At 59.2% G+C, this 16134-nt stretch carries 12 protein-coding genes; 11 read left to right on the top strand and 1 reads right to left on the bottom strand.

The window, feature by feature from the left end:
- The first annotated feature begins 112 nt into the window (after nucleotides 1-112).
- Genes BMZ79_RS20615 through BMZ79_RS20600 form a run of 4 tightly spaced genes read left to right on the top strand, consistent with a single transcriptional unit; the run spans nucleotide 113 to nucleotide 7038 of the window.
- On the top strand, nucleotides 113-745 hold the full coding sequence (locus tag BMZ79_RS20615) for a DUF1906 domain-containing protein (protein WP_090643181.1): 633 nt from the start codon (nucleotides 113-115) through the stop codon (nucleotides 743-745).
- A gap of 7 nt (nucleotides 746-752) precedes the next feature.
- A complete protein-coding gene (locus BMZ79_RS20610; protein WP_090643177.1) occupies nucleotides 753-1751 on the top strand; it encodes a hypothetical protein in 999 nt (332 codons plus the stop codon).
- A gap of 38 nt (nucleotides 1752-1789) precedes the next feature.
- Nucleotides 1790-3331 (top strand): hypothetical protein, encoded by a 1542-nt coding sequence (locus BMZ79_RS20605; protein WP_090643174.1) that lies wholly within the window; start codon nucleotides 1790-1792, stop codon nucleotides 3329-3331.
- Nucleotides 3332-3387: 56 nt separating this feature from the next.
- On the top strand, nucleotides 3388-7038 hold the full coding sequence (locus BMZ79_RS20600; protein ID WP_090643172.1) for a hypothetical protein: 3651 nt from the start codon (nucleotides 3388-3390) through the stop codon (nucleotides 7036-7038).
- On the opposite strand, the gene BMZ79_RS20595 is transcribed toward BMZ79_RS20600, so the two are convergent.
- Complete coding sequence (locus tag BMZ79_RS20595) at nucleotides 7035-7814, bottom strand: S8/S53 family peptidase (RefSeq protein WP_090643169.1); 780 nt, start codon at nucleotides 7812-7814, stop codon at nucleotides 7035-7037. The two genes, BMZ79_RS20600 and BMZ79_RS20595, sit on opposite strands and share 4 nt — an antisense overlap.
- Nucleotides 7815-8114: 300 nt before the next feature.
- On the opposite strand from BMZ79_RS20595, the gene BMZ79_RS20590 reads away from it, so the two are divergent.
- The 7 genes from BMZ79_RS20590 to BMZ79_RS20560 all read left to right on the top strand — a co-directional run bounded on the left by BMZ79_RS20590 (nucleotide 8115) and on the right by BMZ79_RS20560 (nucleotide 16132).
- The gene (locus tag BMZ79_RS20590) at nucleotides 8115-9134 is read left to right on the top strand and encodes a phosphotransferase (protein WP_090643166.1); all 1020 of its coding nucleotides are present in this window, start codon (nucleotides 8115-8117) and stop codon (nucleotides 9132-9134) included.
- A gap of 51 nt (nucleotides 9135-9185) precedes the next feature.
- The gene (locus tag BMZ79_RS20585; protein WP_090643164.1) at nucleotides 9186-10337 is read left to right on the top strand and encodes a serine hydrolase domain-containing protein; all 1152 of its coding nucleotides are present in this window, start codon (nucleotides 9186-9188) and stop codon (nucleotides 10335-10337) included.
- The gene (locus BMZ79_RS20580) at nucleotides 10277-10690 is read left to right on the top strand and encodes a YetF domain-containing protein (RefSeq protein ID WP_371263756.1); all 414 of its coding nucleotides are present in this window, start codon (nucleotides 10277-10279) and stop codon (nucleotides 10688-10690) included. Before BMZ79_RS20585 ends, BMZ79_RS20580 begins: the two co-directional genes overlap by 61 nt.
- Nucleotides 10691-10948: 258 nt before the next feature.
- Nucleotides 10949-11929 carry an ABC transporter permease gene (locus tag BMZ79_RS20575; protein ID WP_256252918.1) on the top strand — a complete coding sequence of 327 codons (981 nt, stop codon included), beginning with the start codon at nucleotides 10949-10951 and terminating at the stop codon, nucleotides 11927-11929.
- Nucleotides 11923-12819 carry a carbohydrate ABC transporter permease gene (locus BMZ79_RS20570; RefSeq protein ID WP_090643159.1) on the top strand — a complete coding sequence of 299 codons (897 nt, stop codon included), beginning with the start codon at nucleotides 11923-11925 and terminating at the stop codon, nucleotides 12817-12819. The genes BMZ79_RS20575 and BMZ79_RS20570 overlap by 7 nt, the downstream gene beginning before the upstream one ends.
- Nucleotides 12820-12893: 74 nt before the next feature.
- A complete protein-coding gene (locus tag BMZ79_RS20565; protein ID WP_256252917.1) occupies nucleotides 12894-14528 on the top strand; it encodes an extracellular solute-binding protein in 1635 nt (544 codons plus the stop codon).
- 158 nt (nucleotides 14529-14686) lie between these two features.
- On the top strand, nucleotides 14687-16132 hold the full coding sequence (locus BMZ79_RS20560) for a response regulator transcription factor (protein WP_090643154.1): 1446 nt from the start codon (nucleotides 14687-14689) through the stop codon (nucleotides 16130-16132).
- Nucleotides 16133-16134: the final 2 nt, after the last annotated feature.

The following is a 16134-nucleotide window of genomic DNA, read 5'->3' as shown; positions in this document are numbered from 1 at the left end:
TTGCGTCACATGACAAAATCGGTGACGGGCGTAACTGCCGCCATGACAGTCATTCGCGGTATAACGGATGTAGCAAAACAATAACGCATGGAACGCGAAAGGAGGAGCGCAAGTGGGAAGAGGACTCGATACGACGGTCAATTGCCATTCGCTCGCTAGAAGCATCAAGGAAGCCGGTTACGATTTCGTATGCCGGTACTACAACCGGAACAATCCGGGGAAGAACCTGACCCGCGAAGAAGCGGAGGCGCTGTCGGCCGCGGGGCTGCACGTCGTCGCGGTATGGGAGAACGGCTATCCGACGTCGCCGGACTACTTCTCGTACGAAGCCGGCAAGAAGGACGGACGCGACGCGCACCGCTGCGCCCGTTCGGTCGGCCAGCCGGCCGGCACGCCGATTTATTTCACGGTCGATTACGACGCGTCGCGCGCGGATCTGTCCGGCGCCGTCAACCGTTACATGCGCGGCGTGCTCGATGCCTTCCGGGAGGAAGAAGCGGCCGGCGTCCGGTATGACGTCGGCATCTACGGATCGGGCCTGACGTGCGGCAGCATGCTTGACGCCTTCGGAGGAAGCCCCGGCATCCGGTATGCGTGGCTCGCGGAATCGCGCGGGTGGAGCGGCTACGGCAAGTTCGAACGGTGGAACATCAAGCAGCTGGCCGGCGCGACGGTCGCCGGCATTCCGGTCGACACGAATATCGCGAACGGCGACGGCGGCGGCTTCAAAGTGGAAGGAGCGTGAGCGGCCCATGGCGGAGCTGCGGCTCTCCCCGCTGCCGCGGAAGGTCGGCCTGACCGGATTCGCCGGGCTTCTCGGCATTATCGCGCTGATGCTCGTGCTTCCCAGCCTCCTCGTTCACGCGAATATGACGAAGCCCGAGACCCGGAAGCTGGTCATCGAGCTGGACCGGGAGCTGTTCGGCAAAGCGCTGACGGAGCAGGAGGCGGCCGACGAACGCGCGATGAAGGCGGAAGCGAACCGGATCTTGGCCGCCGCAAGCGGGCAAGGCGACTCTGCGCCGACATTGACAGATGCCCAGCAGACGCTGGCCGAGGCCTTGAACGAACGAATGGATGCCGGTCAAGGCGCGCTGTGGGTCGCGACGCTGCTGCTGATGGCCTGCTTCTTCCTGATCGTCAGCCTTCGCATTACCGGCAAGCCCTTCGGGCTGCTCGTCAACGAACGCAATCTGATGGATCTCTCGCGGTTTCAGACGGTGCTTTGGACGATTGTGCTGCTTTCCGCCTATTACACGGCCGCTTCGCTGCGCATCTACGGCCTGCCAGATAGCGAGGAGGCGCTGAACGTCGCGCTGGATTGGCATCTCTGGGCGCTGATGGGCATCAGCTTCACGTCGCTCGTCGCCACGCCGCTCATCCACATGAACAAGCAAGCCAAGACGATCGCGGACGACGAAGCGGCGAAGCTGCAGCCCGCCGCGGTCGCAGGCAGCGACGGCATCTTGAACGTCCGGCCGAACTTCGAGGGCGCCTCTTGGACGGATCTGTTCAAGGGCGACGAGCTGAAGGACGCCGCGTACGTCGATATCGCCAAGCTGCAAATGTTCTTCTTCACGCTCGTCGCCGCGCTTAGTTACGGCGCGCTGCTGCTGCACATGTTCGGCAGCCGGGCTCCAGGCGCGATCACGGAATTCCCGGCCGTCAGCGAAGGGCTGCTGGCGCTGCTCGGGATCAGTCATGCCGGGTATCTGACCAGCAAGTCGATCGACCGGACGAAGAGCGTATAAGCATCGCCAATCCGATTTCAATAAAGGAGAGATGAACGGTGAAAGACAGCACGAACGTGTTGACGGACTTCGATTTATGCCTCGCGCTGGCCCAGAAGGCGATAAACTCCCAAATGACTTATGCATGGAAGGCGTGGAAGCGCCGGAAGCAATTCAGCGACACCTTGAGCCTGTATCCGAAGAAAGACGACGGCACGCCGTCCAAATTCGGCCTGACCGCCGTCGTGGCCCCGCTCGACGTGAGCTTGAACGTGGAGAACGGCAAGCTCGGCCAAGTGAAGGTCACGTTGACACTCGTGTCCGGCAATGTCCATTATTTCGACGAGGACCAAGAAGAGGCGGCCGATCAAGCGATCTCGAATTGGCGCGTATCCTTCATTACCGATCTGGATAAGAAGCCCGTCGACCTCGCGGCGCTTGCCGCCATCGACCCCGGCGCGCATGACGTCGCCGCGCGGCTGATCGCCGGCAGCGGCCTGCCCGACAGCGTATTCGCGATCGAGTATTTGTTCATGAAGCTGACCGAGGTCGACCTGCTGCTCTCGGACAACAAGAACGTGCATATTCCCGACGGCGTGAACGCGTCCGCGCGGACCAAAGCGCTCGGCAGCCTGAACCATTTGCTTCAAGGCGACATGGGCGAGTTCATGCTCGGGACCGTCGTTCGCCGGAATACGCTGCATGCGGCGCCGACCTTCGCCATGACGGACTTCATCTTCGACGTGCATGCCAACTGGACGGATGCCGATGCCGCGACCCTGAGCTACCTCGGCGTGTTCGCGGGCCGGAGCCTTCCAAACGATAGCAACGCGGCCCGAATCAAGCTGTCCGGCGATTGGGTCAGCCCCGCCATGATCGACGGGAGCGAAGCGCTCGTATCCGGCGTGATGGCGATTCGCAAGGAGGTCTTCCTGGATCAATACCTGATGCCGCAATTCACGCAGGTACTTGGCGTGAACCCCATCGCCGACGGCTTGAAACGGCGGTTCGCGGTAACGAACACCTCGAGCCATACGTCCCGCGACCTCGTGGACCGGAAAGTCGTGGATACGAGAGGGTATTGGCTGGAAATCGCCATCGTCCCCGGACGCAACGCCTTGTCCATTACGGGCAGCATCGACGGCTCGTTCACCTACACCGAGCATACGCTCGGCCCCGCCGGCATGGAGACGGCGCGTCTGGAAGGCTCGGGCAGCAAGGCGCTGAGCGGCTCCGTCGCGCTCTCGACGCCGGGAGGCACGTCGGCGTTCAGCGTGGATGCCGCGCTGAACTACGCCTTTGGCGACTTGCAGTCGCATGAAGCAGCCGGCGGTTTCGGCAAGGTCGAGAACGCGATGTCCTGGATTCCGAAGCTGCTCGGCATCAACAAAGGTACCCTGCTCGAGATGCTGGGCGAGATCGTCGCCGATAACGTCAACGCCTTGAACGCCGCGCTGCAGAACGCGCTCGGCCACATTGCCGTCGACATGTCCCATCACCATTTCATTCCGCCGGGCGGAGGCGCGTTCGCGTTCCAGAACCTCCGGTTCTCCGATCAGACCGGAGACATGATGTTCGACGTGATCTATAAAGCGCCATAACCGGCAAGACGACGCCGGCGACGATTCATTCCGATTGAAGAAAGGGGATTCCCAAGATGAATAATCCGCGAGTAGTACGCTTCGCCGCAACCGATCAAACCGGCCAACCGCAAGCCTTTACCGTATCGAACGAGATTATCGACCATATCGAAGCGGCCCGGACCTTCGGCCGCGAAGACTTGGCCGACCCGTCCGCGCACGGCCGCTATCAGAGACGCGTGATCGCGCTTCCCGACCATCGGTCGGGAGCCCTTGCCCCGATGATGCTGACGATCGGCAGCCAAAACGGCTTGTATCTCGTGCGCAACGACAAAGCCGCGGACAGCGGCTGGCGTCTGACCGACCTTGCCGCGCCGATGGCCTCCGCGATCGGAGGAACGCCGCAGGTTCGCGCCGTGGGCGCAGGCTGGACCGACGACGACCGGATCACGGTCGCGATCGCGGTCGATGCCGGCTCGGATCAAACCCGGAGCCGCGTGTTCGTCGCGTATAATCTGTCCAGCGCGGCCGGAGATTGGAGCCAGGTCGCCTGGACGGATTGCGGCACCAGGGGGGATGCGCGCATCGAAGGCATTCGCGTGCTGGACGAAGGCGACGGGACGTGGACGGTCGCGCTTGCGGGCAGCGCGGGACCGAACGAGGCGATCTATCTGATGCGCGGCGACGGCGACAGGACGCCTTCCTTCGCCGGCGCGCTCGTCTTCAATCCCGCCGTCACGCTGGAGGAGGTGCTGGATTTCGAAATCGGCGTTCATCCGACATACGGCGGCGGGCTGCACGTGCTCGGCATCGGCAGCGGCAGCCGGGTTCTGGCCTTCCGGCCGTTCCCCGACTACGACAACGCCGGCAAACCCGTCACGATTCCTCCGATCGTCGGGCTGCCTTGCCCGGCCGGCGCCAACGTGCTGGAGACGGGCTTGACGACGGAGGACGGGGCGAACCTCTATATCGGCGGGCAAGGTCTGCACCTGATTACCGGCGCCGAGCTCGACAATGCGGAAGCCGCGCGGACAATCCAGCTCGCCGAGGCGGCAGCGGCCGCGAACGTGCGGGACCTCGTCGCTGGCGAAGCCGCGGACGGCAGCGTATCCGTATGGGCGCTGCTGCAGAACGGGGACTTGAACGTCGTCCGCCGCGCGGGAGCGGCCGATGAATGGGGACCGTCGCTGCGGCTCCGAAGCGGCGTGCAGGAGATGGCGCCGATCCCGGGCGACCGTCATTCGTCGGCATCGCTACTGGTCGTGTATGCCGATGCGCATGCGGGGCATGTTTGGCTGGACGGCGCCGCGAACGCCTGGCAGGAAGGGCCGGTGAACGCCGCCGACCCGGATCAAGTCATGAAGGTGGCGTGTTACGGAACGACGCTTCGGCTGCTGGACGACGCCGGCCTACCGAGACGGGGCGTCAACGTCTCCGTGACGGCCTCCGTCCTTTCGAGCGTCTCCCTCAACGGGAACGCGGTCCTGATCGGTCCCGATCAGGCCGTAGCCGCGGTGACCGACATGAACGGCGGGGTCAACGTGTATAACCGCGTCCGATCGCTGACGCCGGCCGTATACCGCTTCACGATCGACGGCATCGACGGACACGTCGACGTCAATCCGGCATCCGGCGTGTTCGACCGGTTCCGCTCGATGACCGCCGACGAGCTTCGCGGCGCGGTCGTCAGCACGCCGAACGGAGACGTGCCGCTGCTGCCGGACAGCTTCCGCACCGGCGCCGACCGGGCGCAAGTGGACGCGGTCGCCGCCTCGCTTAACCAAGCGGCGAAGCTCGCCATGTCCGCGGACGGCTCCGCGCCGGACGTGCGCGCCGTCCCGGCGAACGCGCCGTTCAGCTCCGCGTTGCGGCCCGACGCGCTTCCCGATTCGTACCGATGGGGCATTCAAGCGGACGGCAACGGGGTGCGGCTCGTGCATGACGACGTCATCTCGAAGCTGGTCGATGCGGCAGAGAGCGCGGAGCGGTTCTTCGTGAATCTCGGCCATTCGATCGCCGATTTCTTCGAGGGGATCGGCGAGAAGGCGAAAGAAGCCGTTACCTTCGTGCTGCACAAGGCGGAAGGGGCGTTCCGGTTCATCTGCGCCATCGGGGATAAAATCAAGAAATTCGTGCTCGCGACGCTCGAGGAAGCCGGCGCCTTCTTCAAGTGGCTGTGGACGCAGGTCAAGACGGGCATCGAGAAGCTCTGGGACTACCTCAAGTTCCTGTTCCAATGGGAGGATATCGTGCTCGTCCGCAATGCGATGGTCGAGGCGACGGACGCCGCGTTGACGTCGGTCAGACAGTCGGTCGGCAGCTTGAAGACGCACGTCTCGGACGGCTTCGGCAGGGCGATCGCCCAGATCGAGCAATGGCGCACGAACGGCGGCGCACCCGTGCCGGCTGAGCCGCGCCGTCCCGGACCGGGCCAGAGCGTCGTCGACGAGCTGCGCCGAGCGGCGTCGCCGATCCAGAAGGTGATGGACGACGTGCAAGGCAACAGCATCGTCGGTTGGGTCACGCAGCGCATCGGGCGGCTGATGGACGATATCGTCCACGTGGAAGGTCCTTCCGTCATGAAGGAAGCGATCGACGCGGCGGACCGTTTCGCGGAGGGACTTCTCGGGGACGAGATCAATGATCTGATGGCAACCTGGAATAAATTGCAAGCCGACCTCGGAAGCGTCTTCGGCGGCAAGGTTCCTTCGCCGGGCGAAGTGAACTTCCAGACGATCAAGGATGCCATCGTCACGGTCGGAGCCGATCTGCTTGAAGGGCTCTTGACGGGTCTGCGCGACTTCGTCCTGCGCACGATCGATCTGATGCAAGACCTGATCGGCGTCGCGCGCGACGCGCTATTCGCCAAGATCCGCTTCCCGTTCATCGAGAAGCTGGCGGAGCTGGTCGCGCCCGGCACCCATCTCGATACGTCGTTCCGGATGATCGACGGCGTGATGCTGCTCTGCGCCATTCCGGCCACGATCGCCTACAAGCTCATTGCCGGCGAAGCGCCGTTCAAGAAAGGCAGCGTGATCGCGTTCCCGTTCGGAGACGTGACCGTGCAGTCCGACGTCGACGAGCTGCGCAAGTTTTCGTGGGTGGGCGGTCTGACGGCCTCGTTCGTGAAGCTGATCATCGCGGGCTATCAGGCGTACGTACAGGGGAGCATCGCGGCGTCGAGCGGCAAGTCCGAACCGACGGAAGCTTGGAAGCTGTGGCTCGGCGCGGGATTCGGAGCGGTCGGCGTCGCGGCGGAGAAGTTCGGCATGCACGTGGACAAAGGCGAGGATGTCTCGGCGATGGAATGGACGATGCTCGCCCTATCGGGTCTCATGGCTTCGAAGACGGTAGCCCTCCTCCTGGCGGAAAACAAGCCGGGCGCCGATTCCAAGACGCTGCGCAAAGTCAACTCCGGCATCGAGCTTGCGGGGAACGTGATCCATTTCATATTCCGGACGGCCGTCTTCGGCAAAGTCATCGACGATACCAACACATCCGGGTCGGGCAACGCGAGCAACGAGAATCTATCGGAATCGCTCGCTTGGATGCAGAGTTTGTTCGATCACGCCGGTAACGCGCTGCTCGCGGCAGCGAACCTGGATGACGACGAAGAGACGAAGGCCCTGCTGCTCGGCGGCGGAGGCGCGGGCAAAGGGCTCTCCTTCGTGCTGAATATGGTCCGCGTGCCGGTCGCGATGAATACGGGACTGATGATGACCAACTAGCCGAGCGCGAGCGCGCCCGGTCGTACGACCGGCCACGCCAAGCCGTTCTCGTCGACGAGTTCCCGGCAGCCGGCGCGCAGCCTCTCCAGCAGCCGCTCCCCGGCCTCCTGCGGATAGGCTTGCCGCAGCGCGGCGAAGCAGCCCGCGACGACGGCGGCCGCGCCGCTCGTCATGCCGGGTTCGCCCGGCAGGGCGAAGAATGCGGTACTGCAGCCGGTGTTCAGGCTGGCATGAAGGCGTTGGCTCGCTCTGGCGAGACCGGCGCCTTCTTCCGTTTCCGCCAGCGCGCCGACGCTTACGGTTTCCCGAATAATGGCCGGCCATGCCATGCCGTGCGGGCTGCGGCCGCGGTGCTCGGGATACCAGTTGCCGGCGGCCGTCACGGTCAGGATGCCCGACGCCCGCAAAGCCGCGATATAACGCTGCAGATTCGTGCCCCGCAGCGTTTCGTCGGTTACGCGATGACTGGAATCCGCGAACGCGGCGCAGACCGCGCCGATTCCGAATTGCTCGGCGTTTGCCAGTAGCCATGCGAAGGCATTCTCGATTCTCGATCTGTCGCGGAGCGCGCCGCGGCGATCCATGAGTTTCACCGGCAGAATACGGGCGGCCGGCGCGATGCCGGCGATCGTCGCGGCTATGGCGGTGCCGTGACCGCCGTGGTCGGCGGTATCCGCTTCGCCGCCTTCGCCGCTTAGATTAAGGCCGGGCAGCACTACGGTACCGGGCGGAAGCTGATCGGCATTTACACCGGAATCCAGCACGGCGATCGTCATAGACGAGGGAGTCGGTTCGATCACGGGAAAACCTTCTTTCCTTCATGTCAGGGAGAGCAGGCGAGATGAGGAGGCGCAGCCGGGAGCCTGCCGGTCAAAGCCGAACGGATCGCGCCAAGCCGGCCGCCGCCCTGCTTCAAGAATAGAGTACCATGAACAGCCGCTTATACGACGGATTTTGCAAGGCAAACCGATCGCTAGGGGCGGCGGTCTTCGTACCGATCAAGCAGGATACTTCCATTAGCCGTCGAATCTTATCGAAAGTAGAAAAGACGTTCTTGGAGGCGAGGATGAACGCAAATGAAGATTGACCTTGACACGCTGATCGTGGTGCTGACCCGACGGTTCAAGGCGGATGTCGTCTCCGCCGACTGTCAGTCCATGCCGCTGAAGGGCGGAGCCGTGGGACAAGTGTGCCTGGTAACGGGGATCGCCCAAACCGCGGACGGCGATGCATTGCCGTACCGCATCGTGCTGAAAATCCAGAAGAAATGGGAGCGGTACGGCGATCCCGGTTCTTGGCGCCGGGAATACGATCTGTATGCGTCCGGCTTGGGAGCGACGTTCTCGGATGCCTTCCGCTGGCCGGCCTGTTATCTCGCCGAGATCCATGCCGAAGAAGACGAAATTCGGCTGTGGCTGGAATATATCGAAGGCATGAGCGGGTTAGCCTTGACCGGCGACATGTACGAACAGGCTGCGCTGGAGTTAGGACGCTATCAAGGCAAGCTGTACGCGGAGCAGCCCGCCGTCCTGCGGAGCCTGACCAACCTGAGCGATTCGGATTTCATGAAGCATACGTACCTGCATGACCGGTCATGGCCGGTCGTCCACGATTATTTGCGCTCGGAGGACTGTGCCTTCCCGCAGCACCTGAGGCGGATGCTCATCGACATCGACGAGCAAGCGGACGAAATCCTCGCCCGCATCGAAAAATTGCCCCTCGTGCTGTGCCACCGGGACTTCTGGGTAACCAACCTCATCTTTGCCGACGGGAAGCTCGCGCTGATCGACCGGGATACCTGCGGATGGGGCCGCCTAGGCGAGGATATCGCAAGCCTGATTGCGGATGATGCGGACATCGATCGCATGGTCGACTACTACCGGCGCTGCGTCCCCGCGTATTACAAAGGCTTTTCGGAGTATGCGAACGTATCTTCCATCGCCGATCCTTGCGTCTACGAGCTGATCCTGCTCAAATTCGGGTATCGGCTTGCGGCAGGGTACCTTCACGCGGAAGACGATGAACAGAGGACGAAGGTTGTCCGTACGCTCCGGCAAATCCATGACATGAAGACGGCCCTGCACGGGGCCGACTGATCCGATCGCGGCCGTGAACGCGATAAGTCGAACGGAGGGGAAGGGGATCACATGAGCTTCTCGAAACTGAAGGACTACCTGAACCGGTTTTACGCGGAGAAAAACGTTCCCGGCTTGGGAATCGCGGTGTATTACAAGCAAGAGCCCGTCTTCGAGCATTATGCGGGATTCTCCGATGTGGAGAACCGCATCGAATTCGGACCGGACACGATATTCCGGCTGTATTCCGCCACCAAGGTCATCACGTGCACGGCGCTCCTGCAGTTATTCGAAGCCGGGGCGTTCAAGCTCGGCGATCCGCTGCATGCCTACATGCCCGAATACAAGGACATGGCCGTGAGGCATAGGCGGGAAGACGGGGCGGAGGAATTGCGTTCCGCGCAGAACCCGATCGCGATCGAGCATCTATTCAGCATGTCCGCGGGGATTGACCGGCGGGATACGGCGGAGACCGGCCGCGTGATCAAGGCATCGGGCGGCGAAGGCCGAACGCTGGACGTCATCCGGGCGCTTGCCAAGGAGCCGTTGCTCTTCGAGCCGGGCACCCGGTTCAAATACGGCGCCTGCCATGACGTGCTGGGCGCGTTAGTCGAAGTGCTTTCGGGCAAGACGTTCGGGACGTATTTAAAGGAGAACCTCTTTGACAGAATCGGCATGCGCGATACGTCGTTCGTTCTGAAGGACGAGAAGCGGTTCTGCAAGCTGTACAACGACTTCAACGGGAAGACGCATGCCGCCGCGAGCATCGGAGAGACCTTCAACCTGCAGCCGGGCCGGGCTTACGAGAGCGGCGGGGGCGGATTGTACTCGACCGTACGGGATTACATCCTGTTCGCGGAGGCGCTGTGCAATTACGGGTTGGCGCCGAACGGCGAACGCATCCTGCGGAAGGAGACGGTCAACGAAATGAGGACGCGCCGCTTAAGTCCGCAGGCGCAGCGGGATTTCGCCGAATTCGGCGGAGCGAGCAAGAGCGGGTACAGTTACGGGCTCGGGGTACGGACGCTCGTGGACCGCGAGGAGAACAACGCGTTAAGCCAAAACGGCGAGTTCGGATGGGACGGCGCCCGCGGCTGTTACGCGGCCATTGATCCGGAGGCGGAAGTGGCGCTGTTCTATGCGCAGCAGGAAGGCGGCTCGCCTTGGTATCGCTGGCACGGCACGATTCGCAATTACGCCTATGCGAGCGTCTGGGAAGACTAACGTCTTGCTTGACTTGGCATTCCGCCCGAAGCGGAGTCGAGCGTGGCAGGAGACGATTTATCGCATTTCTCGTCGCGGCGGAATATCTCACCCTTCATTCGAACCGTGCGGAGAGGCTGCTCAAGGGAATGGCCGTTCCCGTCATCCAGGAGGGAAAACCGATCGTGGAAATCTTGCGAAAACTGGGGATGTCGATGGACGATCTTGAGAAAAGGCTCCGAATGGCGGGGATATCTCAAATGGAAGATATTCGGACCGGGACCCTGGAGACGAACGGGGAGCTGGGCTACGAGCTTTATCCTCGCGCCAAACCGCTCTGCATGGAGCTGTCCGCTGCGAACGGCAATGACTAGCGCTTGCCGGACAGGGAGAAGATTCGGCCCGACTAGCGGAATGAAAATAAAGGAGTCAGGCGGATCCCGCCCGGCTCCTTTTTCTATATGAACAAAACGGTATAAGCCCTCTAGCGTTGCTAACCATGCCAGGATACAGCCCGCCAACCCTTTTTAAGCGAGTACAAAAATCATTTAAACGAGTACATTTTCTAATTTTCCCCGGAAGCTATAATGAAACCATGAAAGCTCCTTAATACGGCCGGAGGGATGAGAGAAATGAAAGCGGTTTTAGACGAGTCTCGAGCGAACGGTTCCCCGGGTGATGCTTCCCCAGGGAATCCTTCCATAGCGAAGAAAAACAGATTTCTGCATAACGTCAAACGGGACGCCTGGTTATACCTGCTCTTGCTGCTGCCCTTTGCGTATATCCTGATCTTCAAGTATGCTCCCATCTACGGCGTGATCATGGCCTTCCAAGATTACAACATTTTTGCGGGGATTTCGGGGAGCGAGTGGGTCGGACTGGATGTGTTCCGTTTTATTTTCGGGCAGGACAGCTTCTATCGCGCTTTGAAGAATACGCTGGCCCTGAACGTGTACGACTTGATCGCGGGCTTCCCGGCGCCGATTATACTCGCGATACTGCTCAATGAAGTGAGGATGGCCAAATTCAAAAAAATCACGCAGACCGTCTTATACCTGCCTCACTTTTTATCCTGGGTGATTATCGGCGGGATGGTCTACCTGATGTTCTCGAACGGCGGAATGGTCAACGCGTTTCTGGCAAGCCTCGGCGCCGGGAAGATCGAGTTTCTGTCTCAGAAAATACCGTGGTTGGTCACCTATATCTCCGTTGGCGTATGGCAGCATATCGGCTGGGGCACGATCATCTATTTGGCGGCCATGACCGGCATCAATAAGGAATTGTACGAGGCCTCCGATATCGACGGGTGCACCCGGCTTCGCAAAATATGGCATATCACGCTGCCGGGCATAAAGTCGACGATCAATATTTTGCTAATCCTCCAAATCGGCCGGATGGTGTCCATCGGCTTCGACCGTCCCTTCGTGATGGGGAATTCGCTGGTCAGCGATTATTCCGATGTCATCAGCACGTTCGTATACCGCGTGGGCATCAGCTCGGGCGATTTCTCGCAGGCAACGGCGGTCGGCTTGTTCCAGTCGGTGGTTGGCTTGATCCTGTTGCTTGCCGCCAACTATATCGCGAAGAAATTGGGTGAGGATGGGATATGGTGAGTCTGGCAAGCCGCATGGGCAATAAGAAAAAAACCAGTATAGCGGATATCGCGATCATCGTCTTTATTGTGGCCTTGTCCTTCACGTGCATTGTTCCGTTCTTGTATATGATTGCGCTTTCGTTGAGCTCCAACGAAGCGATTATTTCGCAGAAGGTAGGGCTTTGGCCGGTGGGCTTCACCGTCGACACGTACAAAACCATCCTAAGCGATGCGGAGATGCTCTATACGCTTGGATATAGCATTGTGCTTACGATGATCTACACCGCGGCGTGCATGTTCCTGACCATTTGCGCGGCGTACCCGCTAACGAAGAAACGGCTGATGGGCAGAAATGTTATCTTGTCGGCGCTTGTCTTCACCATGTATTTCAGCGGCGGGTTGATTCCATCCTATCTGCTCGTTAAAAACCTCGGGATGATGAATACGATGTGGAGTTTGGTTTTACCGGGCGCCATGAGCGTGTTCAACGTCATTATCCTGAAGACCTTCTTCACCAATCTACCGGAGAGTCTGGAAGAATCGGCAGCCATCGACGGGTGCTCGGACTTCGGCATTCTCATCAAGATCGTGCTCCCGCTGTCGCTGCCTTCGATCGCCACGTTAAGCCTCTTCTATGCGGTGGACAGATGGAACGGATTCCAGGATGCGCTGTTCTACATTACGGATAAAAATCTGTATCCCTTGCAGATGAAGCTGTACCAGATCATTTCGGCCAATCAGCAGCTGGATAGCCAACAGGGGGGAGAAGGAAGCGTAGGCGCCTACATTGTGCCCGAGTCGCTGAAAGCGGCCAGCGTCATGTTCACGACCATCCCGATACTGCTCGTTTATCCCAAGCTCCAGAAGTATTTCGTAGACGGCGTGATGACCGGAGCGATCAAGGGCTGACGGAGAACCGGACCAAGATGAAAGGGGTGATCGCAGGGCTGTTGGATGAAAGAAAGATCCAAGAGATTTAGAGCATGGATGATAGGAATGCATCCGATACGAAAGGGTGGTTGAAAGTGAACGCGAGCATGAAGAAGAAAGCAGCGCTGCTGGTTAGTACGGTTCTGCTGGCCGGCGTTGCGGCCGGTTGCGGAAACGGAGGCAACGAATCGCCGGCGGCATCGAACGATGCACCGGCCGCGTCTTCCGGTTCTCCGGAAACGTTGACCGTGGAAGTGTTTGATCGAGGCATTCAGGGACAGCCGGATCTAAACAACAATACATGGACCAAGTATGTCAACGAGAAATTCGGCAAACCCAACAACGCCGTCGTAAAGTTCGTTACCGTCCCCCGCTCCGAGGAAGTCGACAAGCTGAATGTCTTGATGGCTGCCAACGAAGCGCCCGATATTTCCTTCACGTACGACGGTACCACCGTCACCCGCTTCGCCAAAAACAAAGGCCTGTATACCTTGGACGACCTGCTCGAGAAGCACGGCCAGCAATTGAAAGCTTATCTGGGGGACACCGTGCTGGCTTACGGCAAATACGAGGGCAAACAAGTGTCCATTCCGGCCAAGCGGACGCTGCTTGCGTGGAACGGCATGTTCATCCGCAAGGATTGGCTGGACAAGCTGGGACTGCCCGTTCCGACGAACCGGGACGAATTGTATGACACACTTGTTGCCTTCCGCGACAAGAATCCCGGCAAGGTCAACGGCGTGATTCCGTGGGCCACGGCGGCTGCCGGCATGAACTACGCGTTCGGAAATCTCTTTCAATCCTTCTGGGGTCCGATGTCGGAGGAGGAATTCGTTACCACGACCAATTGGCTGAAGCCCGGCAACAAGGATGCGTTCAAATGGCTGAACAAGCTGTACGCCGAAAAGCTGATCAGCCCCGACTTTGCGCTGGACAAGACGGCCAAGCAAGCGGACGCCGACGTCACGAACGGCAAGGTAGGCTTTTACGCCGCGAACTGGGATTATCCGATGGTTCAAAAAATTCGCGAACCGTTGAAGCAAAACGCGCCGGAGGCCAGCTTTGTTCCGATCGATGCCTTTAAGAACGGAGAGGGCAAATACCTGAAAGAAATGTACAATGAAAACGGTCTGTTCTCCTTCATTCCCAAAAGCAGCAAACATGCGGAGCTGGCCATGAAATATCTGAACTGGATGGCTGACCCGGATGTGTTATTCTTCCTGCAGTTCGGCCAAGAAGGCGTCAACCACACGATGGTGAACGGAATCCCGCAAGGGATCGCGCAAACCGGCGAAAATATGCAGATGAGCAATCTGAATCTGGACTATACGCTGATCGTCAACGGCGCAGAGCTGGGCGATACCGAGAAGAACGTCAAAACGTACGCGGCGGCGTTGGCAGCCGGAGATCAGAGCTATGAGAAACTGGCCGTCGATTCCTACAAGATCAATACGACGGACGGCTATACCGGCTTCTACTACGGGGTTCCGAACGAAGCGAATATCAAGTACGGCAAGACGCTGGGCGATATGAACAAACAAATGACGGATCGGCTGATCGTGGCCAAGCCGGCCGAGTTCGACGCCCTGTACGATAAGCTGGTGAAAGAATACATGGACGCGGGCGGCAAGGCCGTTCAAGACGAGAACGTGAAGCACTACAGAGAAATCAAAGCGGGCAGCAAATAAGCCTCTATCCGTCAATCATCCTCGCTATCGGCACATCATCTTCTCTATACGGATAAACCATCGAAGAAGCTTCCGCGTGGTTTATCCGTATTTCGATTGCCATTCCCTAAGGGCTTTGCTATTATTTCCAAGAAATCCACAAGTTCAGGAGGAACCCCATGCACAAGGTCATGATTGTCGATGATGAGTCGTGGGCGATTAAAGGAATCCGCAACGCCTTTGACTGGGAAAAGCACGGTTTTGAAATCATAGGACAATTTACAAGCGCTTACAACGCATGGGAGGCCATACAAGCGAACAAACCGGATTTGGTCGTTACGGATATCCGCATGCCGGACATTTCCGGATTGGATCTGATGAAGCGGGCAAAAGCGCATGAGCTTGACACCGAGTTCGTCGTCGTAAGCGGATACGCGGAATTTGAATACGCCCAGGAAGCGCTGCGCTGCGGCGCGCTCAATTATTTCCTGAAGCCGCTCGATGTAGATATGGCCGATCCGTTCCTTGCGGTACTGGCCATGCATTTCTCGCAGAGAAGCGCAGCGCGCAATCCCCTCATTCTGGAGTCGCTGACCTCGTCGGATCCGGATGAGATCAAGCGTTACCTGCCGCTTCCCGATTCCGCGGAATCGTGCTATTACCAGGTGCTTGCCATCGATTTCGAAAGAGCAGACAGGGAGTTCGGACAGCTGCTGGCTTTGGAAGGAAAGCCCGTCTATGCGATGGAGGTCGAGGCCGGAACCCGAAAAAGGTTGATCGTTCTGATGGCGGAGGATAAAGCTTGCTTGGAAGGACTCCGGGATGAATTAACCGTGAGTCGACCCGGCATTCGTACGATGGGCATTAGCAGCATTTCCGGCCAGCTCGCCCAGATGAGCAAGCTGATTAAAGAAGCGGACCTGTCGGCCTCCCAGGTTTTTTTAAGCGAAGACCCGGGCGCCGTTCATTACGAGCCGAAGGTTCATTTGGTCAAACCGTGCATCGATGAGATCCATCGCATCGTTCAAGGAAACCAATATGACGATTATTTGGATGCGTACATAAACGGGCTGCCGGCTTACTTCGAGGTTCATCGCCTCGGCATGAGCGAAGTGGTCTGCTTGTGGAATCAGGCCGTAGGGATCCTGATCAACGCCTACGCCGGGGAATGGAAGGACATGGAGCTTGAATTCCTGAATTATGCCGAGATCAAGGAACGGTTCGAACACTTCGCGTCGCTGTGCGGCTTTTTGCATGACGTCTTCGCTTCCATCAAGCAAGGGAATAGCCGTTCTTTGCCGGAAGGGGACATCTTGTCCTGCTTTAACCGGATGGTCGCCTATATTGACGGTCACTATGAACAGCGATTGTATTTGAAGGAATTGTCGGCCCAATTCTACATTAATCAAGTGTATTGCTGTCAATTATTCAAAAAAAAGCTGGGCAAGACCTTCTCCGAATACGTGTCGGAGCTCAGGATCAAGAAAGCCCGCGATCTCCTGAGACAGACGAACTTGTCGATCGAGGAAATCGCCGTGAAGACCGGGTATGCGGAGTATTACTATTTCAATAAAGTGTTCAAGAAGCATTGCGGGGTCACGCCTACCAAATTCAGAAAAAGTTAACG

Origin of the sequence: Paenibacillus sp. UNC496MF, from assembly GCF_900113915.1 — a bacterium.
Classification (GTDB): Bacteria; Bacillota; Bacilli; order Paenibacillales; family Paenibacillaceae; genus Paenibacillus_Z; species Paenibacillus_Z artemisiicola.
Note: the sequence above shows the minus strand (reverse complement) of the source record. Positions and strands in the feature narration are given on the sequence as shown.